This is a genomic window from Paenibacillus sp. TAB_01, assembly GCF_043945595.1.
GTDB lineage: Bacteria > Bacillota > Bacilli > Paenibacillales > NBRC-103111 > Paenibacillus_S.
The window spans coordinates 1713764-1730070 of record NZ_JBIFNP010000001.1; the positions used below are offsets into that span (position 1 = coordinate 1713764).

General features: G+C 57.5%; 13 protein-coding genes and 3 pseudogenes. 15 read left to right on the forward strand and 1 reads right to left on the reverse strand.

The genetic code is table 11. The annotated features are described in order from the left end of the window. Positions 1–4: 4 nt before the first annotated feature. From ACHHV8_RS08160 to ACHHV8_RS08200, 9 genes and pseudogenes are all read left to right on the forward strand, one after another. Positions 5–472 (forward strand): tripartite tricarboxylate transporter TctB family protein, encoded by a 468-nt coding sequence (locus ACHHV8_RS08160; RefSeq protein ID WP_395157834.1) that lies wholly within the window; start codon positions 5–7, stop codon positions 470–472. A 65-nt stretch (positions 473–537) separates the two neighbouring features. Beyond that, positions 538–2065, forward strand: a pseudogene (locus ACHHV8_RS08165) (tripartite tricarboxylate transporter permease). A gap of 3 nt (positions 2066–2068) precedes the next feature. After that, a complete protein-coding gene (locus ACHHV8_RS08170) occupies positions 2069–2770 on the forward strand; it encodes a TerC family protein (protein ID WP_395157835.1) in 702 nt (233 codons plus the stop codon). A gap of 495 nt (positions 2771–3265) precedes the next feature. Continuing rightward, positions 3266–4689, forward strand: a pseudogene (locus tag ACHHV8_RS08175) (NAD(P)/FAD-dependent oxidoreductase); the annotation flags it as partial. A 381-nt stretch (positions 4690–5070) separates the two neighbouring features. Beyond that, positions 5071–6024 carry a type III polyketide synthase gene (locus tag ACHHV8_RS08180; protein ID WP_395157836.1) on the forward strand — a complete coding sequence of 318 codons (954 nt, stop codon included), beginning with the start codon at positions 5071–5073 and terminating at the stop codon, positions 6022–6024. Further along, entirely contained in the window at positions 5954–6226 is a 273-nt protein-coding gene (locus ACHHV8_RS08185; protein WP_395157837.1) for a hypothetical protein, read from the forward strand. Before ACHHV8_RS08180 ends, ACHHV8_RS08185 begins: the two co-directional genes overlap by 71 nt. Continuing rightward, complete coding sequence (locus tag ACHHV8_RS08190; protein WP_395157838.1) at positions 6219–6929, forward strand: methyltransferase domain-containing protein; 711 nt, start codon at positions 6219–6221, stop codon at positions 6927–6929. Before ACHHV8_RS08185 ends, ACHHV8_RS08190 begins: the two co-directional genes overlap by 8 nt. Beyond that, entirely contained in the window at positions 6926–8722 is a 1797-nt protein-coding gene (locus tag ACHHV8_RS08195; protein ID WP_395157839.1) for an NAD(P)/FAD-dependent oxidoreductase, read from the forward strand. The genes ACHHV8_RS08190 and ACHHV8_RS08195 overlap by 4 nt, the downstream gene beginning before the upstream one ends. Next, entirely contained in the window at positions 8613–10658 is a 2046-nt protein-coding gene (locus ACHHV8_RS08200; RefSeq protein ID WP_395157840.1) for an MMPL family transporter, read from the forward strand. The genes ACHHV8_RS08195 and ACHHV8_RS08200 overlap by 110 nt, the downstream gene beginning before the upstream one ends. A gap of 431 nt (positions 10659–11089) precedes the next feature. Here ACHHV8_RS08200 and ACHHV8_RS08205 read toward each other — a convergent pair whose 3' ends face one another. After that, positions 11090–11245: a hypothetical protein gene (locus ACHHV8_RS08205; protein ID WP_395157841.1), complete on the reverse strand. Its 156-nt coding sequence runs from the start codon at positions 11243–11245 to the stop codon at positions 11090–11092. A gap of 102 nt (positions 11246–11347) precedes the next feature. Here ACHHV8_RS08205 and ACHHV8_RS08210 point away from each other — a divergent pair, with 102 nt between their 5' ends. The 6 genes and pseudogenes from ACHHV8_RS08210 (at position 11348) to ACHHV8_RS08235 (ending at position 16288) form a co-directional block, all read left to right on the forward strand. Continuing rightward, on the forward strand, positions 11348–12682 hold the full coding sequence (locus tag ACHHV8_RS08210) for an LLM class flavin-dependent oxidoreductase (RefSeq protein ID WP_395157842.1): 1335 nt from the start codon (positions 11348–11350) through the stop codon (positions 12680–12682). A gap of 318 nt (positions 12683–13000) precedes the next feature. Then, positions 13001–13453: pseudogene (locus tag ACHHV8_RS08215) on the forward strand (LLM class flavin-dependent oxidoreductase); the annotation flags it as partial. A 103-nt stretch (positions 13454–13556) separates the two neighbouring features. Next, the gene (locus tag ACHHV8_RS08220; protein ID WP_395163452.1) at positions 13557–13865 is read left to right on the forward strand and encodes a hypothetical protein; all 309 of its coding nucleotides are present in this window, start codon (positions 13557–13559) and stop codon (positions 13863–13865) included. Between the two features lie 33 nt (positions 13866–13898). Then, entirely contained in the window at positions 13899–14093 is a 195-nt protein-coding gene (locus ACHHV8_RS08225; protein WP_395157843.1) for a hypothetical protein, read from the forward strand. 36 nt (positions 14094–14129) lie between these two features. Beyond that, entirely contained in the window at positions 14130–15161 is a 1032-nt protein-coding gene (locus ACHHV8_RS08230) for an aldo/keto reductase (protein ID WP_395157844.1), read from the forward strand. Positions 15162–15178: 17 nt separating this feature from the next. Beyond that, a complete protein-coding gene (locus ACHHV8_RS08235) occupies positions 15179–16288 on the forward strand; it encodes an ABC transporter ATP-binding protein (protein WP_395157845.1) in 1110 nt (369 codons plus the stop codon). The last annotated feature ends 19 nt before the right edge of the window (positions 16289–16307 follow it).

The following is a 16307-nucleotide window of genomic DNA, read 5'->3' on the forward strand; positions in this document are numbered from 1 at the left end:
TGAAATGAGCAAAACGTTCGACCGGTACGCAGGAATCGTATTTCTGGCTATAGGCGCGGCGTTTGCGGCCGGGAGCCGGAGCATTGCGGCCAGCGCCTACGGCAGCAACATCGGCGCCAACATTTTCCCGATGGTTCTGGGGATTTTCCTGGTGCTGATGAGCCTGAGGCTGATCTATGAAACCTTTCGCCGGCAGCAGCAGACGGAGAGCAGGAAGAAGGAGCAGCTGGACTACAGACGGTTCGGCATCATTTTCGTATCCGCCGTATTGTATGCCTATTTCCTGGAGGATATCGGATTTGTCCTCTCTACCTTTATCTTTCTGATGATCGGCTTCCAAACGATGCAGCGGGGACGCATCTGGGTGTCCCTTTTGATCTCCGCCGGTTTTTCCGCGGGTGTGTATTATTTATATGTTTATGTGCTGGATGGCTCTCTTCCCGGGTTCCCGGCTTGGTTAGGCCTATCCTAGATTACAGCGAGGAAGAAGCTTCGCTTCGGCTCGGTTGATCCGAAGCTTTGTAGGAGGTTGGAACAGTGAGTACGGTTGAATATTTGCTTCATGGGCTCGGGACGGCGATGCAGTGGCACAATCTGTTGTTTGTCTTCTTCGGGGTGTTAATAGGTACCGTCGTCGGAGTACTGCCGGGCATCGGCCCGATGAGCGGAGTCGCGCTGCTCATTCCCATTACGGCGACGATGACGAGCGGACTGAGCCCCGAGGAAGCGGCGACGAGCTCGATCATCCTGCTGGCTGGGGTATATTACGGCGCGATGTACGGGGGCTCGACCACTTCGATTCTGCTCAACACCCCCGGTGAATCGTCCTCCGTCGTCACGACGCTGGACGGCTATCAGATGGCCAAGCAGGGTAGGGCTGGGGCGGCGCTCGCAATTTCGGCGATCGGCTCGTTTGCGGCGGGCATCATTTCGCTGATCGGCCTGATATTCCTGGCCCGTCCGCTTTCGGCGGTCGCGATCAAGTTCGGGCCTGCCGAATATTTCTCCCTGATGGTGCTCGGGCTGCTGGCGATCAGCGGCTTGGCCGGCAAATCGATGGTGAAGGCGCTGATCATGACCGCTTTCGGCCTGCTGCTCGCCACAATTGGTATTGACAGCGTATCCGGTGTAGGAAGATTTACGTTCGATATTCCAGAGCTGTACCAGGGCTTGGAGTTTTTGACGGTTGCGGTAGGGACGTTCGCCGTCGGCGAAGTGTTTAAAACCATTCTGGAGAAAGAAAGCAATGACGGCGAGATTGCCAGGATCAGCCGGATTCTCCCGACACGCCAAGATTTGAAGGACAGCGCGGCTCCCATCGCCCGCGGCTCGGTTCATCGGATTTTTTATTGGGCTTTTGCCCGGGGCAGGTGCCATTCTTGCGTCTTTCTTTGCATATATTGTAGAGAAGAAGCTGAGCAAGCATCCCGAAGCATTCGGGAAAGGGGCGATCGCAGGCGTAGCTTCACCCGAGTCGGCCAACAATGCGGCTTCGGGCGGGGCCATGATTCCGCTGCTGAGCTTAGGGATTCCGTCCTCCGGGACGACAGCGATCCTGATGGGCGCTTTTATTATGTACAATGTTCAGCCGGGCCCGCTGCTGTTCCAGGATCACCCGCAGCTCGCGTGGGGCGTGATTGCAAGTATGTTCGTCGGCAACCTGATGCTGCTTGTGCTGAATATGCCGCTGGTCAAAGTGTTCGCCAAAGTGATTGAGACGCCGACCAAATATTTGATTCCGCTCATCATCGTCTTCTCGGTATTCGGCGTCTATGCGGTTCAATATTCCACTTTCGATCTGCTGCTGATTATGGGCTGCGGCCTTGTCGGCTATATCCTGGCAAAGCATGATTTCCCGCTCGCGCCTTTGGTGCTGGGGCTCATTCTCGGACCGATGATGGAAAACAACATGCGGCGCGCACTGACCATCTCGAACGGCGATTTTATGATTTTCTTGCAAAAGCCGGTTTCTCTGGTGTTCCTCATCATCGGGGCGCTGTGGATTCTGATTCCGCTCGTCCTCAAGATGAGAGGTAAAAACGTGCTGGTTAACGAGGAAGGATGACCGATGGACATTCAATGGCTGTTGTTAGGACTGCTGCAAATTATTATGATCAACATCGTGCTTAGCGGAGACAATGCTGTCGTCATCGCTCTCGCCTGCCGCAATCTGCCGAAGGAGCAGCAGAAGAAGGCGATTTTTCTCGGAAGCTTCGGGGCGATTGTGCTGCGCGTCGTGCTGACCTTTGCCGCCGTGTGGCTGCTGCAAATTCCATACGTTCAGCTGGCGGGGGGCATCCTGCTGCTGTGGATTGCCTTTAAGCTGGTCCGGCATGAAGAGGACGAAGGCAAGCTGCAGTCCAGCTCGCACCTTGGCACGGCGATCAAGACGATTATGGTGGCGGATCTGGTGATGAGCCTGGACAACGTGCTGGCGGTGGCGGGTGCGGCCGGCGGCAATTATTTGCTGATCGGGCTTGGCTTGGCGTTCAGCATCCCGCTCATTATTTGGGGCAGCAAGCTGCTGATGTCGCTGATGAACCGATTTCGCTTTATCGTTCTGCTGGGCGTAGGCTTGCTCGGTTATACGGCAGGCGAAATGATGCTCGGAGACAGTCAGATCTCCATGTATGCGGAAGCGATGCATCCTGCGCTCCATATCGTCATTCCGGTACTGCTGGGACTGCTCATTATGCTGCTCGGCAAAATTCTGGAGAGAAGACAGCGGGAACACCGGACGAGGGGCGAACTGGAGCATTCTTCTGTCTGAAAGCGCTTCTTCGGAAACTGAACCGAAAGGGGACTCATGAGAAGCGCAAACAATGCAGGGAGGAGCATCCAAACGGCAGAAAGGTGTGCGGCTAATGCCAAAAAAGGAAAAAGCTTAGCGGAGCGTTCGACGCTCAGGCTGAGCTTTTTTGTTATCCATCTGAACTCTGGCGGCTGTCCCGAGAAATACGCAGTAAGGAGTCCGGCGTCGTCTTCTTCGCTGAGCGCGAGCATGGAATCGAAGGCACGAAAGGAAGGGAAGCAAGGCAGCCTGGATCGGGGTAAATAAAGAGCATGGAAGAGGATAAATCTATCCTCAACTGGCTATATTATGCAAAAACATGCTCAACAAGGAGGTTGTAAAATGACACAGCAGCACAATGCAAACGAGCTTCCTCAGTACCCGCAATCCTATTGGCTTGCCTCTGCGTCCCTCCCTGGTTTTTCCGCACTGCAGGAGGATATTCAAACGGACGTAGCGGTGGTCGGCGCAGGCATGACGGGGATCGCCGCCGCTTATTTGCTGGCTGAGCAGGGAGTGAAGGTTACACTGCTTGATGCGGGCCGCATTCTGAACGGAACGACCGGCCATACGACCGCCAAAATTACGGCGCAGCATGATTTAATCTACGACGAGCTGATCGCACATTTGGGACAGGAGCAGGCCAAGCTTTATTACGAGGCGAATACGGAAGCGTTGCAATGGATCGGGAGCACGGTCAGCAAGCATGGAATTTCATGCGGCTATACGGAAGAGGATGCATACGTGTATACAGCCTCGAAAGAATCTGAGGCGAAGATAATTAAAGAATTCGAGGCTTATGAGAAGCTGGGCATTCCCGGCTCCTATGTTCAGCAAACGCAGCTGCCGCTGCCGGTGATCGGAGCTGTGGTGATGAACAAGCAGGCCCAATTCCATCCGCTCGCTTTTCTTTCGGCATTGGTGGAGCAGCTGACCCGCAAAGGGTCCGCATTTATGAGCATACGGAAGCGATGACGGTGGAGGAAGACGGGAACGGCAGGCAGACCGTTGTGACGAGCCGGGGGCATAAAATCCACTGCGGCCATGTTTTGTCGTGTACGCATTTTCCTTTTTACGGCGCGCGCGGATTGTATTTCGCCAAGCTGCATGCGGAGCGTTCTTACGTACTGGCTGTAAAGGCGGGAGAAGGCGTCAAGAAGCCTAAGGGGATGTATCTGAGCGCAGAGGATCCCAAACGCTCTATAAGAACGGTGCGCATCAACGGGGAAGAGCTGCTTCTGCTCGGGGGCGAGAACCATCAGACGGGCCAGGGCCTCTGTACGATCCGGTATTATGAAGCACTGCAATCGTTCGGACAGCAGTTTTTCGATATACAGAATATAGCTTACCGCTGGTCTGCCCAAGACTTGATTTCATTGGATAAGCTGCCTTATATCGGTCCTGCAACGGACAATACGCATCGGGTGCTTGTTGCGACAGGCTATAAAAAGTGGGGCATGACAACAAGCATCGCTGCTGCACAGCTGCTAAGCAAGCAGGTCACGGGTCAGAAGAGCCCGTACGCCGAATTGTTCCGTCCCTCCCGTTTTCATGCCGATCCGAGTCTGCGCAATCTGGTTGTGGAGGGCGCGGATGTGGCCAAGCATTTCGTAAAAGGCAAGCTGGAGATGCCGATGCATTCGCCGGATGAGCTGGGTAACGATGAAGGCGGCGTTGTTCGCGTGAACGGAAAAAGAGCGGGTGCTTACCGCGATCCGCAGGGAAAGCTGCACCTGGTCGATACGACATGCACGCACATGGGCTGCGAGGTGGAATGGAACGCAGGGGAGAGATCATGGGACTGCCCGTGCCACGGCTCCCGGTTTTCGTATCAGGGCGAGGTGCTTGAGGGACCCGCGAAAAGACCGTTGGAAGCCGTCAAGGAGACGGCAAAGGTATAAAGTTTATGAAGGTGCGTGTTAAATACGGGAGGCAGCGTGAGACAAACGTCTATCGTTGTCCTTCTCAGAAAGGTTCGGCCGCGTTCAGCGTTCAATAACGATTTACCGCCGATAGGATTTGGTGTTTACCGCGCTGACGCTTGAACCATTATTAGGTGGTAAAAAAAGTGCGCTGAGCTCCTTTATTGCGGGGACACCGCGCTCCGACTGCGGGCCAGCCGATGATTCTGCCGGCCCTTTTTGACGTTCGAAATTTTTTTATATTCATAAGCGGTTCTTGCAGGGAATAGACTTGTCTTAATCGTATTTTCCTATTTAGAAAGAGAACGCGGGAGAGAAAGTTCCTATTCCATGCCATTCAAAAGGAGGAGCCATAGGATGAAGAGTGCTGCTGAAAGCACTGCAGTGCTGGGATTAGGCACGGCCCTGCCTCCATTTCGGATCGAGCAGACGGAGACGGCGCAGCGGCTCGCGGAGGCATTGAAGGATCACCCGGATGCCATGCGCTGGGCGAAGCGGATTTTCAAGCAGTGCGGGGTGGAAAACCGCTACACGGTCCTGCCCGAGCTGCTGCAGCCGGCGGATCAGTGCCGCTATACGCCGTGCACGCCTGCAGAGGACGTGCCCTCTACCGCCGAGCGAATGGCGGTATTTAAGAGGGAAGCCGTCCCGCTTGGCTTGAGTGCGGCTTGCGAGGCGCTTCAGGACAGCGGCGTAGAGCCTTCGGCGATTACGCATCTGATTACCGTCAGCTGCACCGGCCAGTTTCTTCCCGGGATGGATGCCGTTCTTGCCGCCGAGCTGGGCTTATCCCGGGAAGTCACCCGGATTCCTTTAAATTTCCTCGGCTGCGCCGCAGGGCTTAAGGCGATTGCCCTGGCAAGCCGATTCGTCAAGGCGGAACACAGCGCGAAGGTGCTGATCGTCTGCGTCGAATTGTGTACGCTTCATCTGCAGGCGTCTGTTGAGCGGGAGCAGTTATATGCGGCTTCCTTCTTCGGAGACGGCGCGTCTGCCTGTGTGGTAGGCCGTACGCAGCTCCGGGACAAAGGGATGTTCCAGCTCGGAGAAGAGCGTTCCGTGCTGCTGCCCGACTATGCGGAGGAAATGGTATGGGAGGTGGGCGACCATGGCTTCGACCTGTATTTGTCGCCGAACATTCCCAAGCGGATCGGGGAAGGCGTTCCGCCTTTGTTGAAAGACTGGCTCGATCACGCTGCGCCGCCCGGCCTCTGGGCGATTCATCCGGGAGGAAAAGGCATTGTGGACGCGCTGCAGGACCCGCTTAGGCCTTTCGGAGGAACAGGTTGCCTTCAGCCGCGGCGTGCTTAGACAATATGGTAATATGTCTTCAGTCACAATTTTGTTCGTGCTCAAGGAGATGCGCCGGAAGCTGGACGAGCGGAAGGCTTGCGAGGAGGAAGGCATCGCGCTGGCGTTTGGACCGGGGCTCACCGCGGAGCTGGCCCGCTTCCGTTATTTGCCTTCCGCCGGGGTGACGGCGTCCGTGCCGCTTGAGGATGCTTATGCTTGAGCCTTTGAAGCAAAGAGCCGTCCGGGCGGAGCTGATGGATGATTTTACAGCAGGCGGGCCGGAGCTGACCGAGGCGCTGAGGCATCTCCGCCGGCTGAACCGCTTGTTTGCCGCCGCCGGACCGACTCTGCACGGGGTCCGTCGATTGTGGGAGCGGGCCGGGCGGCCGGAGCGCCTCACCTTGCTGGATATCGGCTGCGGGTCCGGGGATGTGAACCGGGCGCTGCTGCGCTGGGCCGATGCGGAAGGCATTGAGCTTTGCATCACGCTGACGGATATGACCGAGGAGGCGTGTGCGGAAGCCAGGCGGTTTTACCGGGACGAGCCTCGGGTCCGGGTGCTCCAGGGCGATCTGTTCGCCTTGGAGCCCGGCAGTGCGGATATTGTTACCGGAACGCAATTTGCGCATCATTTTACCGCGGAGGCGCTTCCGGCCGTTGCTGCCGCCATGCTTCGGGCATCTGCGCGCGGCGTAGTGCTCGGCGATATTCACAGGCATTGGCTTGCCTGGACGGCGGTATGGGCGGCGACGAGGATTGTATCGCGCAACCGGTACATCCGTCATGACGGGCCGCTATCCGTAGCCAAAGGCTTTACGGCCGCAGACTGGCGTCAGTTACGGGAGGCCTTGGGAGCCGGATTTTTTATTTATCAATGGAGACCGTTATTTCGCTACACGGTCGTGATTGGAGCGGAGCCATGAAGCAAATCCGGGATGTCGTCATTGTAGGGGCGGGAATTGCGGGCAGCTGCTTGGCCAAAATGATGGCGGACTGCGGCTGGGATACGGTGCTGATCGACCGCCAGTCTTTTCCGCGTCATAAGGTGTGCGGAGAATTTTTATCTCCGGAATCCCGCCGTATTTTGCATGCCGCCGGGCTGAAGGAGGATGTCCAAGCGCTTCAGCCCTCCAGAATCAAAAGCGCGCGGCTGATGCTGCCGCGAAGCGAAGGGATAGAGGTCGAGCTGCCCGGCGCTGCGCTGGGCGTCAGCCGCTTTGCGCTGAACCAGGCGCTGCATGAGGCCGCAGTGCGGTCCGGCGCCGAGGTGCGGACGGGCACGGCCGTCCTGTCGCTATCCGCTTCGGAGGAACCGGGCTGCACCGTCCTTCAGACGCGGTGCGGCGGCTCCACGGAAGCTTTGCGCGCCAGAGCCGTTATTGGCGCTTGGGGGACGAATCCGCGTTTGGCTCCGTCAGCGGCGGCATCCGGCGAACGCCGCAGATCGAGGCGGGTGCCGCGTCAGCCGATTTATGTCGGAGTCAAATCGCATTTTACCGGGCTGGATAGCGGACAGGCTGTCGAGCTGTATTTTTTCCCGGGCGGCTACATCGGCATCTCTCCTGTAGAAGGGGGAGAAGTCAACGTATGTGCGCTGCTGAGGCAGGAAGCGGTGCAGGACGATGGGGCCGACCGTTCGGTTCTCGGCCTGCTTCGTCAGGCGGCTCAGCGGCATCCCGAGCTGCGCGGCAGGCTGGCATCGGCGGTGCCGGGCCCGGGCACGCAGGCGGCGGTAGCGCCGGTGCTGCTTAGTGGGCGGCCTGCGCCATGGGGCGATTGCGCGCATGTGGGCGATGCGGCGCTGATGATCCCGCCGCTGTGCGGCGACGGCATGACGATGGCGCTGCGTTCCGCCCAGCTGTGCGCCGGTCTCGCCGACGGCTTCCTCCGAGGCGAGCTGAAGGAAAGCCAGTGGCGGGAGCGATATACGCAGGCGATTGTCCGGGAATTTAGCGGGCCCTTAAGATGGGGCCGCTTCCTTCATCGCCTCGGCGACCTGCCTGTACTGCCGCGGCTGCTGATGGAGCTTGCGCGGCTGTCGCCGCAGCTGGCGGCAGGCCTGGTCCGAAGCGACCCGGCTGAAGGAGAGCGGCCTGTAGGGGCGGGGAGGTTCGATGACCGTGTTCAAACCGAGGTCGAGCGAACAGGTGCAGAAGCCGAACCGGACGCGGGAGCCGGGGCATCCGGCGCGGCTGCCGGGATCGGCGCCGCAGAGGTGCGAGCCGGTGAGGCCGCGTCCCACGAGCGACCCTCCCCGGGGCGAGGTTGGGGCGAACAAGCCGCCGGAGCTTGGGGAGCATCCGGCGCGGCTACCAAAATCGGCGCCGCAGAGGTCCGAGCCGGCGAGGCCGCATCCCACGAGCGGCCCTCCCCGGGGCGTGGCCGGAGCGAACAAGCCGCCGGGGCTTGCGGGACATCCGGCGCGGCTGCGGGAATCGGCGCCGTATCCCACGAGTCGGCCCTCCCGGCGGCACGATGCGCGGATGAACATGCCGCCCGTGCTGCGCTGGCTCACTTTTTTACCTCTTCGCTATCCGAGAACGTTGATTGCGTTTTGGACGGCTTTTTTTATTGTCACCGGTTTCTTTGCGCTCCAGCTGCCCAGCGTGCTCAAGGATCACGGTCTGACGCCGGAAAACGGGGCGTATGCTTATGTCAAACAGGTTTTGGCGGAGGATTTCCGCATACCCGACGCGCCTGTCATTCTCGTATTTGAGAAGGAGCCAGGCATACCCGACCCGTTATTCCGCCGGTTCATCGGGCAAACGCTGGACGGGGTGAAAGACGTCGCCGGCTTATCCGATATTTGGTCGCCTCTGCAGCAGGAAGGCATGCTCGAGGGCAATTACGCTTATGCGCTGCTTGCCTTCGAGCAAAATCCTTACGAGATGGAGGCAGTGCTGACCGCGCTGAGGGACAGGCTGCCCCGCCAGCAGGACATGTCTGTCGCGATCACCGGGAAAGCGGCGATTCAGGAGGAAGTCAACCGGGCCAGCAGACACGACTTGGAGCAGGCGGAGCTGCTCGGTCTGCCGGCGGCCTTTCTCATTCTGTGGCTCGCCTTTGGAGGCTGGTTGAGCGCCATGCTCCCGGTAATTATGGGCATGCTGGCCGTTACGGGGACCATGGGGATTTTGTACGGCGTCGGCATGCGCATTGAGCTGTCCAGCTTCGTGCTGAACGTCGTGCCGATGGTAGGGCTGGCGCTCTGTATCGATTTTGCCTTGATGGTGGTCAGCCGGTTTCGGGAAGAACTGGGAGGGCCCCGGGCCTGCTCGGAATGTGCGCTCCGCACTGCCATGGCCACCGCGGGCAAAGCGGTGCTTTTCTCCGCCGGCTGCGTGCTGCTGGGCCTGGCAGGGGTACTATGGATACCGCTTCCGTTATGTACCACTGTGGCTATAAGCGCTATGGCGGTAGTGGCCGTTTCCACCCTGGTCACCTTTACGCTGCTTCCTGCGCTCCTGGTGATCTGCGGGCCTGCGCTTGAGCAGGAGGCGAAGCGAAAGCGGCGCTCCAGGCGTGAAGGCGGGTGGGGACGCTGGGCGGATACAGTCATGAAGCGGCCTGTCCGCATGCTTATACTGTCATCGCTGCTGCTGCTGGCCTGCCTGCTGCCGCTGAAGCAGATGAACCTCGCAATTCCAGATGCGGCGTCATTGCCCGAAGGGAACGCCGCAAGGCAAGCGATGGAGACGTACCAATCCCGCTTTGAACCTTTCACTGCTTCTCTTGTTTACATGGTTGTGCGGCTAGACGGGGGAGGATTGCTGCCGGGCAGGCAGGGCTGGGAGCAAGCCTACAGGCTTGTACAGCATTGGGAGGCGAACCCTGCGGTGAAACGGGTCGATTCCGTGTTTTCACAGCGGTCTCTTATGCCGGAGCAGTTGGTTCTAGCCACTTCGAATCCGCAGTACCGCCAGGCGCTGGCTCCTTTCTTCCAGCACGGCAGGCTGCTGGTTCAGGTGACGCTGCACGCGCCGCCGGGTTCTGCGGAGGCAATGGAGTGGGTCAGGACGCAGGAACGGATGGGACGTACTGCGGCGCTTCCTTATTATGCGGGAGGGGAAGCGAAATATGAGCAGGAAGTGTTCGATGCGTTCAAGCATCATTTTCCTAAAGCATTGTTTTTCATCATTGTCAGCAACTATGCGGCCTTGGCCTGCGCCTTCCGTTCCGTGCTTCTTCCGGTGAAGGCGCTTGCGATGAATTTCCTTAGTCTCGGGGCAGCTTTCGGCCTGTTGACCCATTTATTTCAGCAGGGCGGTCCGGGCATCGAGCCGAATGACATTGCAATCATGATTCCGCTGTTTATTTTTGGACTTGTCTTCGGCATCAGCATGGATTACGGCGTCTTCCTGCTTTCCCGCGTGGCAGAGAGCTATGAACGGAGCGGGAATAATGAAGCCGCCATCCGGGAAGGACTGGTATCGACCAGCGGGATTATCACATCCGCGGCGGCCATCATGATTGCCGTTACCGCTCCCTTTGCCTTCGGGGAGGTCGTCGGCGTGAAGCAGCTTGGCATTGGCATTGCAACGGCGATTGCTATCGACGCTACGCTGATCCGGCTAGTCGTCGTGCCTTCCCTCATGAAGCTGATGGGGGATTGGAATTGGTGGGCGCCCTGGAGGCATGCAAGGGTAAAATGAAGCTTGACTTCTCTGACTGTACGATGATAGAATGTCAATATTAATTAAGTTTATAAGAATTATCGGAATTATATTGTCCACCGGATAGCTGGAGGCAATCATTTTTTACCCGATGGGGGTGAAGGTGATTGCCTCTTTTTTTTGCGCTCCCCTTTTGACCAGACCACTGGAAAAACACAACATTTTTTTGTTGTGTTTTTTTAGTTGAACAGATTATAGAAGCTTTTCTGTTGATGGCTTGGCTCAAGTACCGGCTTTCGAATATACGTCCCGCCCGGAAAGCCAGCGCTGCCGCCAGACTTGGTTCGGTTCGGCATATCGGGAGCGATGCCCCTGATTCGAATAGCAGGCAGCTTTTACCCGGTGCCTTGGCATGGTCAGCTTCACTCACACAGCTCGACCGTTTGACCGGAGAGTTCGGGCGCGTCTCGTCAATCAAATGCTGAGGGGCGGTGAACAATCGAGCGATCGAGCGGGCGGGGCGCATTGTAGCCCGGCGGGAACGGCAGGATGCCGCCGTCCAATAGTATCCGTGGCAGCACGGTTGTCCGCAAAGCGCTGGAGGCAATAGGTTTGTCATTCATCATTTGTCATTCGCCATTTGTCATTGGTAATTGGTTATTTATCACTATAAGGCACGCTTCCATATTTTCTCTAAAAATTAATGAAAGCAGGGGTGTTCTTTGACTATGAACGCATCGAATCAAAGAAAGCTGCATTTGAATGCATTTTTATTTGGAAGCGGGCATCACGAGGCGTCTTGGCGTCATCCGTCTTCCCGCCCGGAGCTGAATCTGGATATCCGCTATTCGCAGCAGCTGGCCCAGACGGCGGAACGGGGGCTGATGGATTCGCTGTTTCTCGCGGATGGGTATGCAGGCAGAGCGAACAAGCTGGAGCCGTTTACGCAATTATCCGCGCTGGCCATGGTGACGGAGCGGATCGGATTAATCGCTACCGTCGGAACGACCTATAACGAGCCTTTTCATGTCGCCCGCAAGTTTGCCTCGCTGGACCATATCAGCGGGGGGCGTGCCGGATGGAATATTGTGACGGGAGCCCAATCGGCAGCTTTTAACTTCAGCCGGGAGGAGCATCCGGAGCATTCGGAACGGTATGAGGATGCCGAGGAATTCGTGGAAATTGCCAAGCGCTTATGGGACAGCTGGGAGGATGACGCTCTCGTACACGATAAACAAGCCGGTATCCAAATCGCTCCCGGCAAGGTGCATGAAATCGATTACCAAGGGCGGTATTATTCGGTGAAAGGCCCGCTGAACATTCCCCGGCCTCCGCAGGGATACCCGGTGCTCGTGCAGGCCGGATCTTCCGAGAGCGGCAAAGAGCTGGCGGCCAAGGCGGCCGAGGTTATTTTTACGGCTCATCAAACCTTGGCGAGCGCCCAATCCTTTTATGCCGATGTCAAGGCGAGATTGGCAGGCTACGGGAGAACGCACGATCAGTTGAAAATCATGCCCGGCTTCAGCCCGATCTTAGGGGATACCGAGGCGGAAGCCCGGGAGCTGGAGGAGGAGTTAAACCGGCTGACCAGCACGGAATCCGCGGTTAAGCGGCTGTCCGAGCGGTTTGGGACCGATTTATCGGCTTACTGGCTGGACGATCCGGTACCGCTGCATATTGCAAAAAGCGTGGAAGAAGTGAACGGGCACAAAAGCCGCCATCAGCTGATACTGGATTTGGCACGGAACGAAAGCTTGACGATCCGGCAGCTGGTCCATCGTTTGGCTGGAGCGCGGGGACATTTGACCTTTACAGGGACGCCGCTGCAGGCGGCGGATGTGATCGAGCAGTGGTTCAAGCAAGGGGCGGCGGACGGCTTTAACGTCATGCCGCAGCTGTATCCGAGCGGATTGGAGGCGTTCGTCGATAAGGTGATTCCTGAGCTGCAGAACAGGGGTTTGTTCCGTACCGCCTACGAGGGCAGCACGCTTAGAGAGAACCTTGGCTTGGCCCGTCCGTCCAATGCGTACGGCGAACACCTGCGCTCTGCTTCAAACGGTTAAAGTCAGGCTTACAAAGGTCTCCGAACTTTGAATCGAGTTAAATTATAGAAAAAAATTAAAAAAATGGTTGTCAGCTTGAACCATGCTGTGATACAGTATCAAAAACAAATAATTCCAATAGAAATTATCGGTATAAATGCTTCTGACCAGTCGACTGGAAAAGCACAACATTTTTGTTGTGTTTTTTTGACATGTAAAACAGGGGAAGGAGTGATTCAGCTATGGCTGCAGGAGCCTGAATTCAGCTGGTATATGCCTACTCGGGGCGATGGCCCATACATCGGCGTCAAGCCGGAGCGGGTGGTCGATACGGCCTACATGATTAAAGTGGCGCAAGCCGTAGAAGAGGCGGGCTACACATTTGCGCTCATTCCGACGGGAGGCGCGTGCACAGACGCTTGGATTATGGGAGCGACGCTGGCCGCACATACCCAAGTGTTCAAGCCGCTGATCGCTATGCGTCCGGGACTGATTGCCCCTGCGCTGGCTGCGCGGATGGGAGCGACTTTGGATGAGGTGACGGGAGGCAGAGCCTTATTCAATATCGTGACAGGCAGCTCGCCTGAGGATATGAAGGCGATGGGCGACCCGCTCGCTTGGGACAAAGACGCGAGGTATGAACGGACCCTTGAATATATTAAAGTGGTCCGGCAGCTGTGGATCCAGTCGCATGGAGCGGAAGGCAGCCAGCAGCTGGGCAATCTGAGTAAAGCCAAGGAGGTGGAGCCTGTCACCTTCCAGGGGAAGCATGTTTCATTGGAAGGCGGAGTGAGCTATCCGCCGCCGGTTCAGCGTCCGCATCCGCCGTTTTACTTCGGGGGCAGCTCTCCGGCGTGCCGAACCGACCGCTGCGGAAATCGCCGATGTGTATCTCATGTGGGCGGAGCCGCTCGACTGGATTCGGGAGCAGATCGAAGAGGTCGAGCATCACCGCGAGGTGCTGCGGAGAACGCAGGGGCTCGACCGGCCTATCCGCTACGGCTTGAGAGCGCAGGTCGTCATCCGCGATACCGAGGAGGAGGCGTGGGTGGCCGCCAGGCTGATTATCAGCAATGCGGACCCGGCTGCGGTGCAGGAAATCGAGCATCGCTTCGCTCAGGCGGAATCGGAAGGCCAGCAGCGGCAAAACCGGGTTCGCCGGCAGGCGGCCGCCAACGACTATGTGATCGGGCCCAACTTCTGAGCCGGGCTGTCCACGATCCGGGGCGGGGGCGCCATGGCTTTCGTAGGCACGGCGGAGCAGGTCGCGGACCGCTTCCTGGAGTACATCAATATCGGCATTTCCTCGTTCATTCTGTCCGGCTATCCGAACCTGGAGGAAGCCACGATCTCGGGAAATGCCCTGATCCCGGCCGTCCGCAGGAAGCTGGAGGAGAGACGGCAGTCCTCGCAGGACATAGCTGCCGTATAGGCAGGAGTTCATACCCAATAAAAGGAGTGTTAGAGCATGAGTATCGCTTTTCGCAAATTAGGCAGAACAGGCTTGAAGGTATCCGAGGTCAGTCTCGGCACGATGGCATTCGGACGATGGATCGATCAGAAGCAGTCGGCGGAGGTGCTGGATACGGCTCTGGATGCCGGTATTAATCTGATCGATACGGCCGATGTGTACGGCACGGCATTGGACCGGAGCAATCCGCTGGAATCCGGACAGTCGGAGGCGATTCTGGGCCGCCTGCTTGGAGAGCGCAGGCACCGCATCATTCTGGCCACTAAGGTGCACGGACGGGTAGGGCTTGAGCCTAACGATGCCGGGCAGAGCCGGTATCATATTTTCCGCGCTGTGGAAAACAGCCTGAGAAGGCTGCAAACCGATTATATCGATTTGTACCAGGTCCACAGGTTTGACGAAGGAACGCCGCTGGAGGAAACGCTGCGGGCTCTGGACGACCTGGTGCGTCAAGGCAAGGTGAGATACATAGGATGCTCCAACTATGCCGCATGGCAAATCGCCAAGGCCCATGGCATCTCGAATCAGCTGAACCTTCACCGCTTCGAGAGCGTGCAGCCGGAATACAGTCTTATTTCCCGGGGAATCGAGCAGGAGCTGCTGCCCTTTGCCGCCTCCGAAGGCGTGGGCGTCATTGTCTACAGTCCGTTAGGACGCGGCTTGCTGACAGGCAAGTACCAGTTTGATCAAGCGCCTCCCGAAGGCACGCGCGGAGCTGCGGGCGAGAAGCGGCTGCAGGCGCTGCTGGAGCAGGAGCGCAATTTCCGCATCGTGGAGGGACTGAAGGGTATCGCAGAGCGCAAAGGCTGGTCGCTGGCGCAGCTGGCCTTGACCTGGGTCGTCAGCAGGCCGCATATTACGTCGGCCATCTTGGGCGCTTCGCACTCCAAGCATGTGCTGGATTCTCTGCTGCGCATTGAGGAGAAGCTGTCCGCAGAGGAGCTTGCGGAGATCGATGCCGTGGCATCGCAGGAAAGCGTTGGAGCTGGCGTCGGAGCGAACGCCGGCTCATCCATCCATTCATCGTAAAAAGGAGGCAGTCTCCTATGGCGGGAATTACGATCAACCATTTGTATAAAAGATACGGCAAAGACAAGCAGGCCGTAGTAAAGGATTTTCATCTGGACATTCAGGATAAGGAATTTCTGGTGTTTGTCGGTCCGTCCGGCTGCGGCAAATCGACCACGCTCCGCATGATCGCAGGCTTGGAGGATGTAAGCGAGGGCGAGATCTACATCGGAGATACGCTTGTGAACAACCTGCCCCCGAAAGACCGGGATATCGCCATGGTGTTTCAAAATTATGCGCTGTATCCGAATCTGAGCGTATATGAGAACATCGCCTTCGGGCTGCGCCTGCGCAAGCTGCCGAAGCATGAGATCGATCTGGCGGTCAAGCGGGCGGCCCGCGTGCTGGAGATTGAGCCCTATCTGGACCGGAAGCCGAAGCATCTTTCGGGGGGACAAAGGCAGCGTGTCGCTTTGGGGCGGGCTATCGTCCGCAATCCGAAAGTATTTTTGATGGATGAGCCGCTTTCTAATCTGGACGCCAAGCTGCGGGTGCAGATGCGCACCGAGATCATTAAGCTGCACAAAGCGCTTGGCGTGACATTCGTCTACGTTACGCATGACCAGGTAGAGGCAATGACAATGGGCGACCGGATCGTCGTGATGAAAGACGGCATCATCCAGCAGGCGGATACGCCGGAGACGATTTACCGGTACCCGAATAATACGTTCGTTGCAAGCTTCATCGGCTCCCCGCAGATGAATTTTATCGAGGGGCGGATTATTGAATCGGTCCCCGGCAAGCTGGAATTTTCCATGTCCCGCTTTTCCTTGGAGCTGCCCGAGGATTGCGCCCATATTCTCGAGAAGCATAAGCAGGTGAACCGGATCGTGACGTTAGGCATCCGGCCGGAGGACGTTCATTTGGAAGAGCTGTACTCCGATTCCATCGTCACCGGCTTGTACAAGTTCAGCGAGCTGATGGGAGCGGATCGTTTCCTGCATATGGATATCGGTCAGGATAAGCCGCTGGTAATGCGGGTACAGCCGCAGTTTCATTATCAGGAGAATGAGAAAGTCAATATAGCCCTGGATATGACCAAAGCTTTATTTTTCCATAGAGATACCGGGGTCCGATTTACTGAGTAAGGGCCTGCTTCCGGCATGG

What these genes read in the sequence shown, in the direction of transcription:
- ACHHV8_RS08180 (WP_395157836.1), top strand. Translation starts at nt 5,071, where the DNA reads ATGAAGAGTGCTGCTGAAAGCACTGCAGTGCTGGGATTAGGCACGGCC.
- ACHHV8_RS08205 (WP_395157841.1), bottom strand. Translation starts at nt 11,245, where the DNA reads ATGATGAATGACAAACCTATTGCCTCCAGCGCTTTGCGGACAACCGTG.
- ACHHV8_RS08190 (WP_395157838.1), top strand. Translation starts at nt 6,219, where the DNA reads ATGCTTGAGCCTTTGAAGCAAAGAGCCGTCCGGGCGGAGCTGATGGAT.
- ACHHV8_RS08195 (WP_395157839.1), top strand. Translation starts at nt 6,926, where the DNA reads ATGAAGCAAATCCGGGATGTCGTCATTGTAGGGGCGGGAATTGCGGGC.
- ACHHV8_RS08170 (WP_395157835.1), top strand. Translation starts at nt 2,069, where the DNA reads ATGGACATTCAATGGCTGTTGTTAGGACTGCTGCAAATTATTATGATC.
- ACHHV8_RS08160 (WP_395157834.1), top strand. Translation starts at nt 5, where the DNA reads ATGAGCAAAACGTTCGACCGGTACGCAGGAATCGTATTTCTGGCTATA.
- ACHHV8_RS08230 (WP_395157844.1), top strand. Translation starts at nt 14,130, where the DNA reads ATGAGTATCGCTTTTCGCAAATTAGGCAGAACAGGCTTGAAGGTATCC.
- ACHHV8_RS08220 (WP_395163452.1), top strand. Translation starts at nt 13,557, where the DNA reads ATGTGGGCGGAGCCGCTCGACTGGATTCGGGAGCAGATCGAAGAGGTC.
- ACHHV8_RS08235 (WP_395157845.1), top strand. Translation starts at nt 15,179, where the DNA reads ATGGCGGGAATTACGATCAACCATTTGTATAAAAGATACGGCAAAGAC.
- ACHHV8_RS08225 (WP_395157843.1), top strand. Translation starts at nt 13,899, where the DNA reads ATGGCTTTCGTAGGCACGGCGGAGCAGGTCGCGGACCGCTTCCTGGAG.
- ACHHV8_RS08210 (WP_395157842.1), top strand. Translation starts at nt 11,348, where the DNA reads ATGAACGCATCGAATCAAAGAAAGCTGCATTTGAATGCATTTTTATTT.